This is a genomic window from Chitinophaga sp. 9-1-y, assembly GCF_059511905.2.
Map to the genome: position 1 here is coordinate 5100319 of NZ_CM197955.1, position 18174 is coordinate 5118492.

General features: G+C 44.4%; 16 protein-coding genes. 11 read left to right on the forward strand and 5 right to left on the reverse strand.

What is annotated here, in order from left to right:
* Positions 1-106 precede the first annotated feature (106 nt).
* Entirely contained in the window at positions 107-1153 is a 1047-nt protein-coding gene (proB, locus tag AC5ZC7_RS20090; protein WP_496157108.1) for a glutamate 5-kinase, read from the forward strand.
* A 20-nt stretch (positions 1154-1173) separates the two neighbouring features.
* Positions 1174-2424 carry a glutamate-5-semialdehyde dehydrogenase gene (locus AC5ZC7_RS20095; protein WP_496157107.1) on the forward strand — a complete coding sequence of 417 codons (1251 nt, stop codon included), beginning with the start codon at positions 1174-1176 and terminating at the stop codon, positions 2422-2424.
* Between the two features lie 193 nt (positions 2425-2617).
* On the opposite strand, the gene AC5ZC7_RS20100 is transcribed toward AC5ZC7_RS20095, so the two are convergent.
* Both AC5ZC7_RS20100 and AC5ZC7_RS20105 read right to left on the reverse strand, forming a co-directional pair.
* Positions 2618-3691: a class I fructose-bisphosphate aldolase gene (locus AC5ZC7_RS20100; RefSeq protein ID WP_496157106.1), complete on the reverse strand. Its 1074-nt coding sequence runs from the start codon at positions 3689-3691 to the stop codon at positions 2618-2620.
* 61 nt (positions 3692-3752) lie between these two features.
* Complete coding sequence (locus AC5ZC7_RS20105) at positions 3753-3971, reverse strand: hypothetical protein (RefSeq protein ID WP_496157105.1); 219 nt, start codon at positions 3969-3971, stop codon at positions 3753-3755.
* Between the two features lie 145 nt (positions 3972-4116).
* On the opposite strand from AC5ZC7_RS20105, the gene AC5ZC7_RS20110 reads away from it, so the two are divergent.
* Positions 4117-5931 carry an ATP-binding protein gene (locus tag AC5ZC7_RS20110; RefSeq protein ID WP_496157104.1) on the forward strand — a complete coding sequence of 605 codons (1815 nt, stop codon included), beginning with the start codon at positions 4117-4119 and terminating at the stop codon, positions 5929-5931.
* Here AC5ZC7_RS20110 and AC5ZC7_RS20115 read toward each other — a convergent pair.
* Complete coding sequence (locus AC5ZC7_RS20115) at positions 5928-6890, reverse strand: terpene synthase family protein (protein ID WP_496157102.1); 963 nt, start codon at positions 6888-6890, stop codon at positions 5928-5930. The two genes, AC5ZC7_RS20110 and AC5ZC7_RS20115, sit on opposite strands and share 4 nt — an antisense overlap.
* A 181-nt stretch (positions 6891-7071) precedes the next feature.
* Between AC5ZC7_RS20115 and AC5ZC7_RS20120 the strand changes: the two genes are divergently transcribed.
* From AC5ZC7_RS20120 to AC5ZC7_RS20140, 5 genes are all read left to right on the forward strand, one after another.
* On the forward strand, positions 7072-7647 hold the full coding sequence (locus AC5ZC7_RS20120; RefSeq protein ID WP_496157101.1) for a histidine phosphatase family protein: 576 nt from the start codon (positions 7072-7074) through the stop codon (positions 7645-7647).
* Positions 7648-7765: 118 nt separating this feature from the next.
* Complete coding sequence (locus tag AC5ZC7_RS20125) at positions 7766-8482, forward strand: response regulator (RefSeq protein WP_496157100.1); 717 nt, start codon at positions 7766-7768, stop codon at positions 8480-8482.
* Positions 8466-9824: an ATP-binding protein gene (locus tag AC5ZC7_RS20130; RefSeq protein ID WP_496157099.1), complete on the forward strand. Its 1359-nt coding sequence runs from the start codon at positions 8466-8468 to the stop codon at positions 9822-9824. The genes AC5ZC7_RS20125 and AC5ZC7_RS20130 overlap by 17 nt, the downstream gene beginning before the upstream one ends.
* A 109-nt stretch (positions 9825-9933) precedes the next feature.
* Positions 9934-10419 carry a hypothetical protein gene (locus AC5ZC7_RS20135; protein WP_496157098.1) on the forward strand — a complete coding sequence of 162 codons (486 nt, stop codon included), beginning with the start codon at positions 9934-9936 and terminating at the stop codon, positions 10417-10419.
* Between the two features lie 10 nt (positions 10420-10429).
* Complete coding sequence (locus AC5ZC7_RS20140) at positions 10430-11344, forward strand: bestrophin family protein (RefSeq protein ID WP_496157097.1); 915 nt, start codon at positions 10430-10432, stop codon at positions 11342-11344.
* Positions 11345-11528: 184 nt separating this feature from the next.
* Here AC5ZC7_RS20140 and AC5ZC7_RS20145 read toward each other — a convergent pair whose 3' ends face one another.
* Positions 11529-12269 (reverse strand): tetratricopeptide repeat protein, encoded by a 741-nt coding sequence (locus AC5ZC7_RS20145; RefSeq protein WP_496157096.1) that lies wholly within the window; start codon positions 12267-12269, stop codon positions 11529-11531.
* A gap of 90 nt (positions 12270-12359) precedes the next feature.
* On the opposite strand from AC5ZC7_RS20145, the gene AC5ZC7_RS20150 reads away from it, so the two are divergent.
* Both AC5ZC7_RS20150 and AC5ZC7_RS20155 read left to right on the forward strand, forming a co-directional pair.
* Positions 12360-13037 (forward strand): TIGR02117 family protein, encoded by a 678-nt coding sequence (locus tag AC5ZC7_RS20150; RefSeq protein ID WP_496157095.1) that lies wholly within the window; start codon positions 12360-12362, stop codon positions 13035-13037.
* 362 nt (positions 13038-13399) lie between these two features.
* Entirely contained in the window at positions 13400-15157 is a 1758-nt protein-coding gene (locus tag AC5ZC7_RS20155) for a response regulator (RefSeq protein WP_496157094.1), read from the forward strand.
* On the opposite strand, the gene AC5ZC7_RS20160 is transcribed toward AC5ZC7_RS20155, so the two are convergent.
* On the reverse strand, positions 15142-16086 hold the full coding sequence (locus AC5ZC7_RS20160) for a terpene synthase family protein (protein WP_496157093.1): 945 nt from the start codon (positions 16084-16086) through the stop codon (positions 15142-15144). The genes AC5ZC7_RS20155 and AC5ZC7_RS20160 overlap by 16 nt on opposite strands.
* Positions 16087-16649: 563 nt before the next feature.
* Between AC5ZC7_RS20160 and AC5ZC7_RS20165 the strand changes: the two genes are divergently transcribed.
* Positions 16650-18173, forward strand: coding sequence for a family 43 glycosylhydrolase (locus AC5ZC7_RS20165; protein ID WP_496157092.1), 1524 nt, complete (start codon positions 16650-16652; stop codon positions 18171-18173).
* The last annotated feature ends 1 nt before the right edge of the window (position 18174 follow it).

The window sequence follows — 18174 nt, forward strand, 5'->3', positions numbered from 1 at the left end:
ACGTTTGCTTGTAAAGAATATTACTGCCAATATAAAATTAAATCCGGCAGTTGACAGGAATTTTACATTTAGAAATACGCTTTCTGAATATTAATTTAGGCGCCAAATGCAACCGAAATTGAGCAAGCCCATACTAGTTATAAAATTTGGAACGGCCTCTATTACCCATCAGAATGGAGACCTGGATGAAACCGTGATTGCCGGCATCGCGCGGCAGGTGGCGGCTTTACATGCCGATTATCACATCGTGCTGGTATCCTCCGGTGCAGTAGCCGCAGGTAAACAATTTTTACGCCAGTACAACGGCACCATCAGCGAGCGCAAAGCCGCTGCAGCCGTGGGTAACCCCCTCCTGTTAAATAAATACAGCCGTTACTTTGCCCCGTACAATATTGCCGTAGCACAAAGCCTGTGCGAACGGCAGCACTTCTCTGACCGGAACCAGTTCCTGCAGCTAAAGCGCACCTACGAAGAGCTGTGGGCCAGCAATATCATCCCCATTGCCAACGAAAACGACGTGGTGAGCAGCCTGGAGCTCAAATTCTCCGACAACGACGAACTGGCCACGCTTATCGCGGTAGGCTTTGGCGCCTCCCTCCTGCTGTTCAGCACCTCCGTAGCCGGCGTACTGGACAGAACCGGACAGGTAGTGCCACAGATCGACGTGATCGACAAAGCCGCCCTGGGACTGGCGGACAAAGAAAAATCTGCCCTGGGTCTGGGTGGTATGGTATCCAAACTCACTTTTGCCCGCCTAGCAACCAGGATGGGCATCAGGGTGGTTATTTTTGGTATTCGTACGGAAGATGGCATACTCAATGCCATAGCAGGTAAAACAGGTACCTTGTGTTTACCGCAGCCCTGCAGCATGCCCGCCCGTAAAAAGTGGCTGGCCAGCGGCAGCCTGGTAACCGGCAGAATACAAATCGATGCCGGCGCCGTAAATGCCCTGGAGAAGCGTCATAGCCTCCTGGCCGTAGGTGTAAAAGCTGTGCTGGAAAAATTCGAATGCGGGGAAGTCATAGAAATTGTGAACGAAGATAATATCGCCATCGCCGTTGGCCGGGCAAAGATAGCTTCCGACGTACTCGACGTTCAGCATAAAGTACAAAATACCGAAGTAGCACATGCCGACGACATCGTATTGTTGTAGACCCTAATAAGTACATCATTATGCAAACTATACAACCTTTACTGGAAAAGGCACAACAGGCAGGCGTATCAATCCGTACCCTGCCGGATGCGCAACAACAGGCCCTGCTGCGGCGACTGGCGGCCGTGATCCTGATCCAATCAGATAATATCATTGCTGAAAATAAGAAAGACCTGGACCGGATGCCGGATGAGGATCCTAAAAAAGACCGGTTACTGCTCAGCCCTGCCCGCATCCGCGACCTGGCTTCCAGCCTGGAAGACATCGCCAACCTGCCTAATCCGGCCAATGTATTGCTGCTGGAAAGAACGCTGGACAACGGTTTGCTGGTGCAAAAGAAAACAGTGCCGCTGGGCGTAGTAGGCGTGATCTATGAATCCCGGCCCAATGTCACCATCGATGTAGCGGCACTCTGTATCCGCTCCGGTAACGTATGCGTACTCCGTGGTGGCACCGATGCCTTTCATACCAACACGTTCCTCGTACAACTGATACAAACCGTACTAAAAGAATTCCGGGTAGATGAAAACGCCGTGCAGCTGCTACCTACTGACCGTAGCCTGGTAACAGAAATGCTGACGGCCGTAAAATATATCGATATCATCATTCCCCGTGGCTCAGAACAGCTCATTGAGTTTGTCAGGGCCAATTCCCGGGTACCTGTTATCGAAACCGGCGCCGGCGTATGCCATACCTACGTGGAAAAAACCGCCGACCTCGCGCAGGCCGCCAACATCGTCACCAATGCTAAAGTATCCCGTCCTTCCGTGTGCAACGCGCTGGACACCGTGCTAGTAGACGAAGCCGTGGCCGCAGATTTCCTCGCCCTACTGGCGCCGAAATTATTGCCTTATGCGGTCAGCGTGTATGCTGATCCGTTAGCATTTCAAATACTGCAACAACAAAACTACCCTCATTTACAAGCGGCCCAACCGGCAGATTTTGGCAGGGAGTTTCTATCCCTGCAATGCTCGGTGAAAGTGGTTTCCGGCGCACCTGAAGCGCTGTCGCATATCCAGAAACATTCTTCCCGTCACTCAGAAGCCATCATTTCCAGGGATACTACCATCAGTGAACGTTTCCTTAATGAAGTAGATGCGGCAGCGGTATACGTGAACGCCTCTACACGGTTTACAGACGGCGGCGTATTCGGATTGGGCGCAGAAATCGGCATCTCTACGCAGAAACTACATGCCCGCGGCCCTTTTGCGCTGGAAAAACTAGTGACAGAGAAATGGTTTATTCATGGAGATGGACAAGTAAGAGGGTAACAAGTGCGGTTTTTTGTGGGTGAACAGGATTAGACTGATTATACTGATTTTTTTGATACTTTTTTTTGATTTAAAAAGATGAGCGAAGATTGCTGTGGACATGTATCCGCGTCAATCTTCGCTCATCTTTTTAAATCAAAAAAACAAAATCAGTATAATCAGTCTAATCCTGTTCACCCACAAAAACCCGCATCTACGCGATTGTAATTTGTTCATTGAGGTACACATCCTGGATCGCATTCAACAACGCAGCTCCTTCTGCCATAGGCCGCTGGAAAGCTTTGCGCCCGGAAATTAATCCCATCCCGCCGGCTCTTTTATTGATCACCGCAGTACGCACGGCTTCTGCCAGATCTGCGGCACCTTCAGAGGCACCACCAGAATTGATTAAGCCCATACGTCCCATATAGCAATTAGCCACCTGGTAACGGCAAAGGTCAATCGGGTTATCAGAAGTCAGTGCTGTGTAGATACGCTCATCCAGTTTACCATAGGAAGAATTACCGGTATTCAGGGCTTTATAGCCACCATTTACCGTGGGCAACTTTTGTTTGATAATATCTGCCTGGATGGTGACGCCCAAATGATTTGCCTGGCCTGTAAGGTCGGCCGACAAATGATAATCCACATCTTTCTTAAACGCATCATTTCTCAGGTAGCACCAGAGGATGGTTGCCATGCCCAATTCATGTGCTCTTTCAAATGCCTGCGAAACTTCCACCAGCTGCCGGTCTGATTGTTCGGAGCCAAAATAGATAGTAGCGCCAACCGCAACAGCACCTATGTTCCAGGCTTCCTCCACGGTGCCATACATCACCTGGTCCGCCCGGTTGGGATAAGTCAGCAGTTCATTATGATTAATTTTTACGATAAAGGGAATACGATGCGCGTAATTGCGGGATACCGAAGACAACACGCCAAAGGTAGATGCCACTGCATTACAACCTCCTTCTATCGCCAGTTTTACGATATTCTCAGGATCGAAATAAGCGGGGTATTTGGCAAAAGAGGCGCCGGCACTGTGTTCCACACCCTGATCTACCGGGAGTATCGACATATAACCAGTACCTGACAATCTTCCGTGATTAAACAACTGTCCCAAACTGCGCAGTACCTGCGGGTTACGGCTGGAAGGCTGATAAATTTTATTGACGGTATCAGGTCCGGGCAAGTGCAGCAAGTCTTTGCTGATGGTTTTGCTTTGATGCTGGAGCAGGGTATCGCTTTCTTTTCCTAATAATTCGCTGATTTTTTCCAAGGATAACATAAGCATTGCTTTTTTGGTACAACTAATTTAAGGATTTAATACCGCAATACCCGGTTACTGGTTAATACGGTGTAGGACCTTTAGGACGGGGTTGATCATCCCGCTCTTCGGATACCATTTCAGTACCTTCAAAAGCGCCACCTGAACCGTCATGGATAATAGGTTCTTCTGTTATCTTTTCCTCCTTTTTAACAGGCTTTTCTTCGTTGGGTTTGTTACTTTTTTCCATAGTAACAAATGTAATGATAAGTTGGAAACCGGAGAATCTGGTGAAATTCATAATTTGGCAATTTCAATAAAAAATATACCTTTGAAAGGTAGTGATGAATAACATCATCTACATTAACTATGGATACCCGATAAAGACAGGCAGGATAACCGACTAGATAACCTCAGAAGATCATTAATGCGACCAGGATTAAACATTGAATTTTAGCATAAAAACCTACAACAATAAGCGTCTTTTTGCGTTTAAGGTCTCACCTGATGTCATCGCCACTAAAACACTGTTACCACTAATGGATGTATTGAAAAAGGTCCCGATAATTTCACGACTAATTAATGCAGGTGCAGACCATGCGCAGAATAATGAAGAACGTAAAGGCGTCGTTATCGTTAACTGCCTTAGTTTAAGTACGGCTGCATTGGTACTTTCCATTGGTCTGACTTTCAGCTATCTGCTTAACACAGAACTCATTCTCATTCCGGTAATATTGGAATTTCTGGCGTTTTCCAGTCTTATTTACTTTAATCATATCGGAAAAATCAAACAGGTACGTGTAGCCATATACGTATTGCAATGTATTTGTGCCACTTACTTCGGTATGATTCTCGGACCAGTCATAGAAATACAATTATTGATTGTTTTCCTGATCATGGCTTCCTATCTGATCACCGACAGCACACGTTTGCGGAGGATTTACCTCGGAGTCTCTATTGGAATGCTAATATTAACAGAAATTAATTTCTACTATAACATCATTCCCTATATACATCTGTCGGTCAATGTTAGTTTCTGTTTTCGCTGGTTGGCGATGACAGGAATCCTCACACTAATTTTACAGGTAATTAATTTTTATGACCTGAAAAATAAATCCTATCAGCAGCAATTGCAAAAATCTGATGAATCCAAATCCAATTTTGTCAAACAGATCAGCCACGAAATCCGCACTCCGCTTAACGGCATATTTGGTATTGTACAACTATTAAAAGAAGACATTGCCCAGCACCCGGAACACCAGCGGTTAAACACCTATGTAAGTGATCTGATAGAGGCCTGCTATGATGCCCGGCTTATTGTAAATAATGTACTCGACCTGGCTGAAATAGAAAAAGGGAAAATGCACAACCTCCATACTACTCCCTTCGAGTTGGCACCCTGGCTAGACAAGGTTATTAACATGCACCAATACATTGCCGCTTCCAGATCAGTAACTATTACACTGGATGTTGATCCTGAATTACCCGGTGTGATTATGGGTGATGAAGTAAAGCTGAAGCAGATATTAAACAATCTGATATCCAATGCAATCAAGTTTACTGAAAAACAAACCACTATACAGGTAAAGGCTTGCCGTCAACAAAACAAATGGCAACTGTCTGTTCAGGATAACGGGAAAGGTATTAGCGAAGAAAAATTGCAAACCATCTTTGAGCCGTTCGTAAAAACAGAAGACAGGGAAGTAGAAAGCACCGGACTCGGCTTGTATATTACGCGCCAACTGGCCGGCCTGCTGGAAGGCAATATCAGTGTAAAAAGCAGCATTAAAAGTGGTACTATATTTATCCTAACACTCCCACTACAAGCAGGAACACTGATCAAAGCCAAACCAACAGTTACCAACACCGATTTACACGGGCTAAAAGCCCTGATAATAGAAGATAACCCTATGTCTCAAAAAATATTGATCAAATTGTTGGAGGGAATGGGCGCCAACACAAAAGCAGCGCGGGATGGGCTGGAAGGATTAGCTATTGCGAACGAATTTCTACCAGACATTATTTTTGTAGACGCGCACATGCCTGTGATGAACGGACATGAAACGATTGTATCCTTGCGTAAAGATTTACGTTTTTCAGATACGCTGATTATCGCTGTAACAGCAGATGGGTTTAATGAGGACGGACAAACAATGATCCAGGCAGGCGCTAATGAACTTATTCCAAAACCAATTGCTTTTGTGGAAGTAAGGGCCTTGCTGCATAAATACTTAGCCACCCACCCGGTAGTAGAACACTAGTTGTTATCCTTCACTTTATAACGTTGTGTGTCTTTCTCATACCAGGACTTATGCCCCGAAATGAGCAGGCCAAGATGATAGATAAAATTCTCTACCATCGATTTGAATTCCCCAAAATGTTCGGGAAGGTTGTCCCGAAGCCTGACAAAGGCAGCAACATCCTGGTCGTGAATAGTAATGGCTTTCATGTAAGCCTGTTCCAGTGTCACTTTTTCTTCGGCTTCGATAACAAGGATCAGATTCATCACATCTTTTCCCCTCTCTTTCTTCACACTAAAATAATCATTGCACCAGGCAAGAATACGGCAAACCAATGCAGAAATACGCTGGATGTGAGGATGATAAAAAATATCATCTGGTAAAGCTGTACCTATTTGTAACTCCACCAGATCAATTAACGGGTACACCAGTACTGCCTTCTCCCTGATAGCCATATAATCGGCTACAGAAGGGTACTGCATTGTTGCTTTGTACGGCGCTTCCAGTTGCATTCCTTCAAATCCACGATCAATGCTCTCTGTGTAACGATTCATCCAGTAATCAGGCATTAAAGCCAGCATCTCATTTCGCTGCAGTCTTAGCTGATTAAACAATTCGTTATCCGTTGTTTCCAACGCATAACCTTTCAGAATAGCCACTGCACGCTCGCGGAGAGTTTGCAACTGACTCATTGTGCTGTCTTCATAATAGTCATCATTTGACAATCCCCATAACAGGAAACGACAGATAGGGGTCAATTGCTGAAAATTAGCCACAGGATACATGCGGGCGCCCATATGCCCTACATTGGTTTCCCAATACTTGTACTTCTTTTGCTTTGTCTGAAAATCATAAGGTAAACTACCATACTCATCTGTAAGCCATTGTTTAGTTGCCGCCTCTATACGATCGGCGTGTGCATTCTTAAGATCAGGGAAGGGATACTGCAATCTTGGAACGGAAGAAATAATTGTCGACATAACAATTTGTTTTTAAAATGAATAAATGATAAAGTGGAGTCTATTTAATATATAAATTATTTATAAAGTATATAGCAGGATTCATTTTTTTGTCAATTTTAGCTAAGGATCTTGAATAACCCGCTACCAACCCCGGTCTGATTTATATATATTTGTCCCCCGAATGAATAAATGACACATTATGACCCAAATCGCGATTATCCGCCATGGCACCACTTCCTGGAACAAAGCAGGCAAACTGCAAGGCCACTCAGACATCCCGCTGGATGAGGAAGGCAAACTGCAGGCCCTCAAACTGGGACAGCGGCTCAGTGGCGAAAACTGGGACCTGGTATATTCCAGCCACCTGATTCGCGCCCGCCAAACAGCGGCTATCATCGCCCAGGAATTAGGACTGGATTCGGTCATAGAAGACAACCGGCTGGGAGAAGCCGGTGGCGGCCTCATTGAAGGCACTACAGAGGAAGAACGACAGGCTAAATGGGGCGTATCCTGGAAACTAATGGACCTCGGCATGGAAAGTAATGCTTCCGTAATAGCACGCGGCCACGCCTTTTTAACAGATCTCCTCACCGAAAACCCTGGTAAAAAAATACTCCTGGTAACACACGGCAGCTTCATACGACAAATGCTGGATGCCCTGTTACCTGCCATGCATCCTACCCCTCCTATGAAAAATACGTCTATCACCAGACTTCAGTTCTCCGACGAAAACTGGCATTGCGAACTGTTTAACTGTGTAAACCACCTCGAATAGAATTACGAATTACGAATTACGGATTTGTGGGTAGATGATAGCGAATGGGCTTCGCGTTTACCATCTCCCCACAAATCCGTAATTCGTAATTCGTAATTCGTAATTACCTTTATGGTACATGAAACTATTATTGATAGAAGACGAACCGGCTGTAGTATCTGTTATCACCCGCGGGCTTTCCGAAGCCGGCTACGAAGTAAGCGTAGCGCCGGATGGTAACAGCGGATTACAAATGGCGCTCAATAACCCATCTTTCCGGCTGATTATACTGGACGTTATGCTCCCCGGCATGAACGGCATAGAAGTATGTCGCTCTCTCCGGGCTGCCAAACAGGATGTCCCTATCCTGATGCTGACTGCGTTAGGGACCACAGAAAATATTGTGATGGGGCTCGACAGCGGCGCAGATGATTACCTCATCAAGCCCTTTAAACTACAGGAACTTGAAGCCCGCATCCGTAGCCTTATGCGCAGGAAATCGCCTACTGATATACCCGTTCCCGTTACTACTTCTGCCGTACTTTCCCTGGCCGACCTGGAATTGAACACGGATACCAAAGCCGCCAGCAGACAGGGGAAAAGCATCGCACTCACCGCTACCGAATACCGGCTGCTGGAGTACCTGCTGAAGAACCCGCGGAAAGTGCTCTCCCGATTGGAAATATTGGAGCAGGTATGGGGCATCGAGTTTAATATGAACACCAAAGTAGTAGACGTATATATTAACTATCTCCGGAAAAAAATTAACAAAAATCACGCTACAGAACTGATACATACGGTAGTAGGACTAGGTTATATGCTCCGGGAAAATAAAGCCGATGAAGATACGCACTAAGATATTACTGGTATTTGCAGGTTTAACCATTTCCACTATCCTCAGCATGAGCATACTGGTGTATTATTTTGCCAACCAGCACTCCTTTGAGGACTTCTACAAACGCCTGGAAATACGCGCCTATCTTACTGCTAAAGCCACACTCCCCTATTACGAATCCGACTCCGTTATCTACAACGAAATACGCGATGAACACCTGGAGAAATTACCTTCCGAAAAAGAATATTTCCTGGAGATAGCCGACGACGGCAATGTGCGTAAAAATGAACAACTTTCCCTCCCCAACAGTTTTTATGAACTGGCTAAGCGAGAAGGCAAAGCCACCTGGCGCGAGGGCGACCGCTTCTATGAAGGCGTACTCTATAAAAGCAAACAAGGGCTGTATATCGTCATTGTATCTGCCATTAATCAATATAGTGTGGAGTACCTGGGCTGGCTGCGTAAAATATTAATTATCTGCTCCGTAGCTTCCAGCCTGATACTGGTGGGCGCCGGCATTTTCTTCTCCAAATATATTCTTAAACCGATCCGCCACATGATGGTGCAGGTAAAAAGTATCAGCTCGCGCAACTTACACCTACGGCTAAACGTAGATAACAGCGGCGACGAAATCAATGACCTCGCCAGCACCTTTAATAATATGCTGGACCGGCTGGAAACGGCTTTCGAAACACAGAATAACTTTGTTAGCAACGCGTCTCATGAATTGAGTACCCCGCTCACTGCCATTATCGGCGAAGCAGAACTGGCGCTGAATAAAGAGCGTACCCCCGAAAAATATGTTTACTCCCTGAAAAATATCCTGCATGAAGCCGGCCGGCTGGAACATATCACCAAAAGCCTGCTTCACCTCGCTCAAACCGGCTTTGATGGCAAGAAACAGGAATGGAGCCAGATACGCAGCGATGAATTATTGTTCACCGTAAAACATACGATCGATAAACTACATCCGGGAAACCAGGTATCCATCGACTATAGCCTGTTTCCGGAAGAAGAAGATAAATTGCTGATTCCCGGCAATGAACAACTCCTGGAACTGGCGCTCAGCAATATTGTGATCAATGCCATCAAATATTCTAATAATCAACCGGTGTCTATTGCCCTCGCCGCTACAGAAAAGAAAAATATCATTATTGTGAAAGACCAGGGCATCGGCATTCCGCCGGAAGACCTGCCCTATATCTTTTCCCCCTTCTTCCGCGCCTCCAATACAGGGCTTTTTAAAGGCTATGGTATTGGCTTACCACTGGCCATGAATATTATCCGCATGCACAAGGGAGATATCGTGGTAAACAGCCAGGTAAACCTCGGAACTGAGATCAGGGTGGAGTTACCACTGTAGCGCTTGCTTTTCTTACCAAATTCTTACCACATTCTTACCACCTTTTAACGCCGTTCTTACTGGTTACTTATTTAGCCACAATAATTTTGTTGTTATAAAAGAACCAGACATGAAAAATATACTCATACCAACAGATTTTTCTCTTCGCTCCCTCAGTTATGTGCACAGCATTGTAGCACAACATCCGTATGAGCCGGTAAATATTATATTGATGCATGCACTGCAGATGCCGGACTCTTTGTTTGACCTGATTACGTATACCCGCAACAGCCGGCACCTGGAACTAATTTCAAACGACTTCCAGGATGGTTGTGAAATTATCCGCAATAAATATTCTACCGCAATTAACCAGCTGAAGATCGAATTCTTCCACGGCAATACCCGTGCAGCATTACGCAACTTCCTGCTGGCACAAAATATAGACCTGATTATCCAGCCCGCAGATCACGATTATAATCCGCCTTCCAAAAGAAGTTATGATCCGGAAAAACTGATCGCCAAATGCAATTACCCAAAAATGAAAATTCAATTGCAGCGTCAGCCACTGGTAACAGGCAAATCCTCCATATCAGCACTTTTGCTGGCCACAGAATAAAAGCAATTTTATGCTACTGAAGAAAAATATCCCCCTTAAATATGTATTTGGTAAGATCAGATTTGAAATTTTGCTGGTAACTATTTACACGTTAACCATCAACATTCTTTATTACCAATATGATTTCACCAATATGGTGATCCCATTATCCGTGCCTATGGTATTGGGTACTGTACTCTCCCTCCTCCTGGCATTTCGCTCTAACCAGGCCTACGACAGATGGTGGGAAGCCAGAACCATATGGGGTGCTATTGTAAATGATTCGCGTTCCCTGACACGTCAGGTGTTGAGTTTGATGGATGCAACGTATCAGTCGGAAGACCTGACACTTTTCCAGGAACGCTTTGTAAAGCGACAGGCAGCATGGTGCCACAGTTTGGGACAATCGTTACGAAAGACAGATCCGCTCAAAGGTGTAGACAGATTATTATCAAGACGGGAACTTAGCTATGTGATGAAATATGATAACGTGCCGGCTGCCTTGTTGCTCTTACATGGAAAAGATTTAAAATACGCAATGGAACAAGGCTGGATCAACCAATACCAGCAGGTAGCACTGGATCAAACGTTGTCGAAGCTTTGTGATTCCATGGGTAAATGTGAACGTATTAAAAATACCGTGTTTCCGGCTACTTACAGCTTATACACTCATTTCACCGTTATCTTCTTTATACTGTTATTGCCGTTTGCCTTGATAGATGTGCTGGGCTTCATGGAAATACCATTGGTAGTAGCCATAGCCGCCTCCTTCCTGTTGATCGAAAAAATGGCGATCAACCTGCAGGATCCATTTGAAAACAAACCAACTGATACACCGGTGACCACCATTGCCAGGAATATTGAAAAAGACCTCCGGCAAATGTTGCACGAACAATACAGTGCACCGGAAGAACCAGTACAGGTACCCACCTACTACGTACTTTAAATAGCTATTGGCTTTTAGCAATTAGCTTTTAGGTTAGCGCGAATATTTGCCTGATAGCCAGGGTTCAATCTTCGCCAGACTAAAAGCTAATCGCTAACAGCTAAAAGCTTTGTGTTAAGGCTTACTTCCAAAAGGGCCGTAATTTATAGCGTAAGACGATGGCTCCGGTTTCTACCGGAGCTTTTTACATGCCGGCCAGTTCTTTCCGGGACAGCCATACCCATTTACGGATGGTACGGCGGATATACCGGGGATGCAGGTCTATTTCCTGGCGGGTACGTTCAAACTGGGCTTTGGCTTCCGGTATCCGGTTTTGTTGCTTTAACAGCAAACCATAATAATACATCGCCTCCAGGGAATGATGTACCTGTATTATTTTCTGATAAGCTTCTTCTGCCCTGGCGGTTTCGTTAGTAGCCTCCAGCGCCTGTGCGTACAGCAACTCATCTTCCGCCTTACTCATTCTCACTCCTTTGGATGCATTTACTTTATCGAAGTAACTGATGCTTTCTGTGTAGTTACCGCTCAGGAAATACAGGCGGGCCAGCTGCAATAAAATACCCGCGTCTTTGGTAAACGCATTGGCACATTCCAGTGTCAGCGCAATGGCTTTATCATATTGTTTTTGTTGCGCATAGGCTTCTGCCAGTTGTAATTTGTTAGTAACGGTATCAGATATCCGTACTTTTTTCTCCCACTCCTGTATACGCCCGTTCGGCCAGATGGATCGCAACAGGTTTTCTTTCCAGTCGCCGCTCAGGAGCTCGGGTAACAACTCGCGGATCAGGTAAACCGCTACTCCTAATGCCGGAATAAATATTATAAAATACAACCACTCTCTTCTGCCGGATTTCATGGCATGCACCACACATACAATTTGCAGAATAATAACAAGATAATAATAGTTACTCCAGAAAGCGAACATAAAGCAGACACGAATCAGGGTTAAAAAAACTGATTGGGACGCAAAATAAGAAAATATACTAATTTGTGCTATTGACTAAAAGCACTGGCATTGAAGAAACTATTAAAAATAACAGGATACACGCTGTTAGCCTTTTTCGGGTTCATTGGCATTTACCTGTTGTCTGCGTATACCCTTTCCCGTATGAGTACCCACCGTGAAGCGGTGAACGATGCAGATATTACTATTTATATTCTTACCAATGGCGTACATACTGATCTTGTGGTGCCGGTACGTACTCCTCAGATTGACTGGAGCCAGCATATTCCATTCAGGAATACAGCAGGCAACGATACAACGGCTACGTTAATCGCTTTTGGATGGGGCGATAAAGGCTTTTACCTAGAAACGCCTACCTGGGGCGACCTGAAAGCCAGTACCGCACTGAAAGCAGCATTTAACTTAAGTACTTCCGCTATTCATGCTACCTACTATCACGGCTTGCGCGAAAATGAAAGTTGTCGCGCTATCCTGGTGAACAAAGACCAGTATGCCCGGCTCGTCAATTACATCAACAGTAGCTTCCGTACCGGCGCCGATGGACAACCGGTGAATATTGTCACCCATGCAAACTATGACAGGAATGATGCGTTCTATGAAGCGAAGGGCAGCTATAATTTGTTTCATACCTGCAATACCTGGGCAAACAACGGGTTAAAAAGCTGTGGACAAAAAGCTTGCAGGTGGACGATATTTGATACGGGGATATTTTATCACTATCAGCGGTAGTGATTACTCAAGCTTCAGTGCGCTATTATTGCAGTGACCGCAGAGGCAATAATTTGCTAAACCCAGACCAAATGACTACTTTACATGGTATATATGTATTATTTATTTATAAATATCAAAAATACGCAAGCTTCGTTTTACCATTAAACAAACATTCCCTATCTTAACATTGAATTAACACTCAACATAACTTAGTTAATTAGCTTTACCCGTAAGTAGCGTGGTAATAGGCATTAATGATACCCTGGAATAGCGCTGAAACATTATAGCAGTACAAAAGATTGATCAATTGATATTTTTCCCATGCTGTCCTATTTTTTTTGGAAACCTTAATATAACTGTGACCCTCGTAATAATCGTTTATGGAAACTAATAACTCTACATCTGTTCGCTTACTGAAGGAAGCATTATTGACGCCGCTATTTGCGGGAGCAAGAGGATTGGAAAAATCTGAAAAAAAACGCTCTATCATTACCGTTAACCTTATGGCCCTTGTATTAAGCGGGTTAGTATTGGGAATTGGTAGTTATTTCTATCTTTTGAAAAACTCTGTCTTTTTTCTTGTTGGTATTCCGTTGGAAGTCTTGGGCTTTGCCTGTGTTATTGGCCTGAACTACCATAAACAATATTTCCAGGCTAACCTGTTAATGTATACTGTTAATGCCATTTTCATAGCTTACTGGTCTACCGTTCTCGGATCAGGTATTTCATTGGGATTGTTACTTGGATTTATTACCATTATTATTTTCCACCTGTCGGCTTCCTGCTTTCTGCATAAAGAGAAGAGATCTACATTAATTTGCCTGATTGCCACCGTGCTGTTTGGGTCCTGGGTGTTGGCGAACTCTTATTTTCATCTGATGGACCCGATAGGGTTAAGTGATAATATAGCAACAAGCATGAGATTTATCACAACGATTGCCCTGATTGTATTTATCGTATTGGTAATGTTGTCTTATGTAGCACAAATCAATTCATTATTATCTTCTGAGAGAGCGCTTAAAGAAATCTCTGAAAGAAAGAGTGTTTTCTTACGGGAAACTTATCACGAATTAAGAACACCGCTCAACGCCATATTCTCCATTGCACAATTATTCCAGCTGAAAAAGGATAAATATGTAGAGGAAGACCGAAAACAACTGGATGATCTCTATTCTTCCTGTTATATTGCCCGCAACACTATTAATCATGTGCTGGACATGTCAAAAATAGAATCCGGCCGTTTCTACAATCTCATTAAGGAACCTATTAACTTAAGAGAATGCGTTGCGCATTGTGTAGCCATGAACAGCTACCTGGCTGCTTCCAGGGGAATTATGATTAATGTAAATTTTGACGCGGCACTGGATCAACCAATTAATAGTGATGATTTATTGCTGAAGAAGATATTTAACAATGTGCTGTCTAACGCTGTGAAGTTCGCTGCCGGCAGCAGTATTGTGGAATTCACCTGTGAGAAAAAGGGAGAACAAATCCATTTTAAAGTCCGCAACGATGGAGCGATAGACCCTAAAATAGCCGATCGGATTTTCGACGACTTTGTATCAGGCCGTAATCAGACTGAAGGAACTGGTTTGGGATTGTCTATTACCAAACATCTTGTAGAACTGTTTGATGGCACGATTGCCCTGGAACCGGATGAAGCCTATCCAAACACCACTATTATTGCTTTTAATATCCCACTGGAAATAAGTACAGAAAAAGTAAAGCAACAAACAGTCTTCCAATTCAGAAAAAACTGCTTTGCTGGCGCTACCGCACTGATCATTGAAGATGACCTTTTAAGCGCTCACTTTCTTTCTAAAATACTTACAGAGATGGGCATCACTTCTGTTGTATGTAAGGACGGAGAAAACGCTGCTGCATTAATCCATCAAACAATGCCCAATGTGATTATCTCAGATCACAACATGCCGGGGTTTGATGGCAAACAATTACTGCAATACCTCCATCATACGGAAGAATTAAAAGGCATCCCCGTTTTAATCGTATCCGGAGATGCCTTCTTAAAAGACGAAATACTACAGGCAGGTGCCCAGGCATTCATTACAAAACCTGTACATTTTAAGGAATTGCATCTGGAATTATCCAGGCATTTACCTCATCATATACTCTCATAACGGCCGGTATCCAAAATAGCCCAATCGTCATACCCTTTTACAATCGTGTATAATCCCTGGATGTACTCGTCTATCTGTGCATTGATACTTTCGCTCCAGAAAGGAATTTCTTTCCGGAGCTTTTCCAGTTTAGATACGTATTCGTCATGGTAATCGATGACGTATTGTACCGCATTTTCATGATCTAAATTCAATTCTCTTTGTGCAATAAAAATCAAATTAAATCCCGCAATTTCAAGATCTTTCTCCCTTGCAATGGAATGCAAATCGTTCGCTAAACAACCCAGCAGATTAAGGATCAGCTCTATTTCAACAATTGTTTTATGCTCATATACTTCATCTGGCAAATCCAACTTTTCAAAAATGGCCACCAAAGGGAACATAATATAAAACCCTGTAAAAGGCCGCATTTCAAAATACTTAGCCATGGTAGGAACATAACTATGCAACTGCATATCAATTTCAAAAAAGCATTCTCTCAAATAATCGGCCATGTGTTTACAATACACCCGGTATAAATAAGGCGAACTAATAGCGCGGAATCGCTGTAGAATATTTGCCAATCCTATACTCAAGCTATTCTCCGATGGGCCTCGTTTATCATCCAGGATGTCAATAAACTCATATAACATCGCTTTCATTTCAATAGCGGCATCTGCTCCGGCGGAGCCTCTGTCGCAGGTATCATCTACCGTAAATAACCAGGTGAGCAAATCACCTGCTAAACAAATCTGATTAAATGTGGCATTGGGATATTCACGGGCAGCCTGTAAACCAAATCTCGCTTTGGTGTACCAGCCAATAGATTTGAACTGTGGGGCCAGGTCAAATCTTTGTGCCCATTTCAAGGTGTTCAATTGTACTTCTTCGGAAAATGCATTAATCGCAGGTTCGCCTGGTAAGGTGCAGGCATACGCATTCATTGACATAACTGTAATTTTTAAGTGTTAGAAAAAAGGGACTGATAAGTATATTTTGGAATAGGAATTTGCATTACATAGGTGGTGAAAAAGTCCACTTTGACACCGTTAACTATACGTACATAATCTTCTGAAAGTGCAGGAAAACCGGTCTCTGATAGTATTATTTCGATACAATCTAAATAAAGTTGACAATAAAAAGCTAAAATGGACAAAACTATTTTTGCCCGAAAATAATTCAGTTCATTCACAGCATTAACGTGACAGTATAGCGCCCCACCGCGATATCAGCACATCGCGAATCAATAATTGGCACGCCGTGAAAATGTCTGCATGACATTCATATATCCATTCCCGTAGTGCAACAATATGACAGTTACCAGCTCACATGATAGCATCTTTGTGTGAGCACTCTTGTTTGGGTACGGGAAATAATTATATCTAAAATAACTGTTGCGCCCGTAAAAAGTTTACAAATCTGATAATGAGATTATTTAGCGAACAAATGAGATGCTTTAACGAACCACCTAACATGGAACAAGCTATTTTTGCCGTTTTACACCATGATGGAAATGATAGGTAAACTTATAACGGCAGTGAGCATCGCCCTGTTAATGGCGACAAGCGCTTCCATAGCACAACAGACCCATGCAAATATCCCCGGCGATTTCGCGGATCCGTCCATTACCAGGGTGGGTAATACCTACTATGCCATTGGCACCTCCAGCGAATGGGGGCCTCAGTTTCCGATCTTTAAATCGGATAACCTGCAACAATGGGAACAAACCGGCTTCGTCTTTGACGAAACTCCGGCCTGGACAGGGTCTTCTTTCTGGGCCCCGGAATATTACTTTCATCACAACACCTACTATGTTTACTATACGGCTAAACGAAAAAGTGATGGCGTTTCCTGCATCGGCGTGGCTACCTCCGCTTACCCCGATCACGGCTTCAAAGACCATGGTATCCTGATTGAATATGGCCGCGAAGCCATCGATGCATTCGTATTTAACGACAATGGTCAGCTATACATCACCTGGAAAGCCTATGGCCTGGATAAAAGACCCATAGAAATACTCGGCAGCCAACTGGCAGATGACGGTCTTTCCCTCACGGGTACACCTTTTACCCTGTTAAAAGATGAGCAGCACCAGGGCATAGAAGGACAAAGCATCCTCAAAAAGGATCGCTACTACTACCTCTTTTACTCGGCAGGCAACTGCTGTGGCGTATCCTGCAGCTATAATGTACGCGTAGCCAGAGCTACGGCTATTACCGGCCCTTATACGGATTATACCGCCAATCCTGTGCTGACAGATGGGAACGACTGGAAATGCCCGGGACATGGCACCTTTGTACAGGATCCCCGGGGCAACTATCAGTATCTCTACCACGCCTATAACAAAACCAGTAATGTATTTACCGGCCGGGAAGGCATAGTGGCGGCGCTTTCCTGGAATCCGGAACAATGGCCCGTGTTCAGTCATACCAGGGCGACTATTAATAACCGGCCACCGGCCTCACTCCACTACGATTTCACCCATCCCGGCCAGAAAGCATTCTGGCAATGGGATTTCAGAACTATGCAGCCCGTATGGAAGGAAGCCAACGGACAACTACAGCTATCCGGCAAATACAGCGACCATAACCCCGCCGGTATAGCCCTTACGCTACGCCCTTACAGCGCAGCATATGAAGTCAGTACCGCCGTCGTCAATCATAACAAAGCCGCCAAAGGGCTGGTCATTTACGGAGACGCCAATGCCGCAGTAGGCATTGATGTCCAGGATAACCAGGTAGTATGTTGGATATCGGGAGATGGAAAAAAAACGGTGATGTCTCAGCAAACCATTGGACACACAGAGGCGCCTGTATACCTGAAAATGACCGTATACCCGGATTTCACCTGCCGGATGTATTGGAAACAGGGGAACAGCTGGCAGGAACTAACACCTGAGCAACAGCCCTACTCTATTAGCTTCCTGCCTCAATGGGATCGTGCACCAAGACCTGGCCTGCACTTCCAGGGTGCGGAAAATGAAATAGCAGCCTTTAGCTTTTTTGATATTAAATACCATACCAGCGGAAAACCATAGC

Bases quoted from the DNA above. Each gene is read 5' to 3' on its own strand.
- AC5ZC7_RS20095 (WP_496157107.1), top strand. From the start codon at position 1,174: ATGCAAACTATACAACCTTTACTGGAAAAGGCACAACAGGCAGGCGTA.
- AC5ZC7_RS20115 (WP_496157102.1), bottom strand. From the start codon at position 6,890: ATGTCGACAATTATTTCTTCCGTTCCAAGATTGCAGTATCCCTTCCCT.
- AC5ZC7_RS20105 (WP_496157105.1), bottom strand. From the start codon at position 3,971: ATGAATTTCACCAGATTCTCCGGTTTCCAACTTATCATTACATTTGTT.
- AC5ZC7_RS20160 (WP_496157093.1), bottom strand. From the start codon at position 16,086: ATGTCAATGAATGCGTATGCCTGCACCTTACCAGGCGAACCTGCGATT.
- AC5ZC7_RS20100 (WP_496157106.1), bottom strand. From the start codon at position 3,691: ATGTTATCCTTGGAAAAAATCAGCGAATTATTAGGAAAAGAAAGCGAT.
- AC5ZC7_RS20130 (WP_496157099.1), top strand. From the start codon at position 8,466: ATGAAGATACGCACTAAGATATTACTGGTATTTGCAGGTTTAACCATT.
- AC5ZC7_RS20140 (WP_496157097.1), top strand. From the start codon at position 10,430: ATGCTACTGAAGAAAAATATCCCCCTTAAATATGTATTTGGTAAGATC.
- AC5ZC7_RS20145 (WP_496157096.1), bottom strand. From the start codon at position 12,269: ATGTTCGCTTTCTGGAGTAACTATTATTATCTTGTTATTATTCTGCAA.
- AC5ZC7_RS20125 (WP_496157100.1), top strand. From the start codon at position 7,766: ATGAAACTATTATTGATAGAAGACGAACCGGCTGTAGTATCTGTTATC.
- proB (WP_496157108.1), top strand. From the start codon at position 107: ATGCAACCGAAATTGAGCAAGCCCATACTAGTTATAAAATTTGGAACG.
- AC5ZC7_RS20135 (WP_496157098.1), top strand. From the start codon at position 9,934: ATGAAAAATATACTCATACCAACAGATTTTTCTCTTCGCTCCCTCAGT.
- AC5ZC7_RS20155 (WP_496157094.1), top strand. From the start codon at position 13,400: ATGGAAACTAATAACTCTACATCTGTTCGCTTACTGAAGGAAGCATTA.
- AC5ZC7_RS20120 (WP_496157101.1), top strand. From the start codon at position 7,072: ATGACCCAAATCGCGATTATCCGCCATGGCACCACTTCCTGGAACAAA.
- AC5ZC7_RS20165 (WP_496157092.1), top strand. From the start codon at position 16,650: ATGATAGGTAAACTTATAACGGCAGTGAGCATCGCCCTGTTAATGGCG.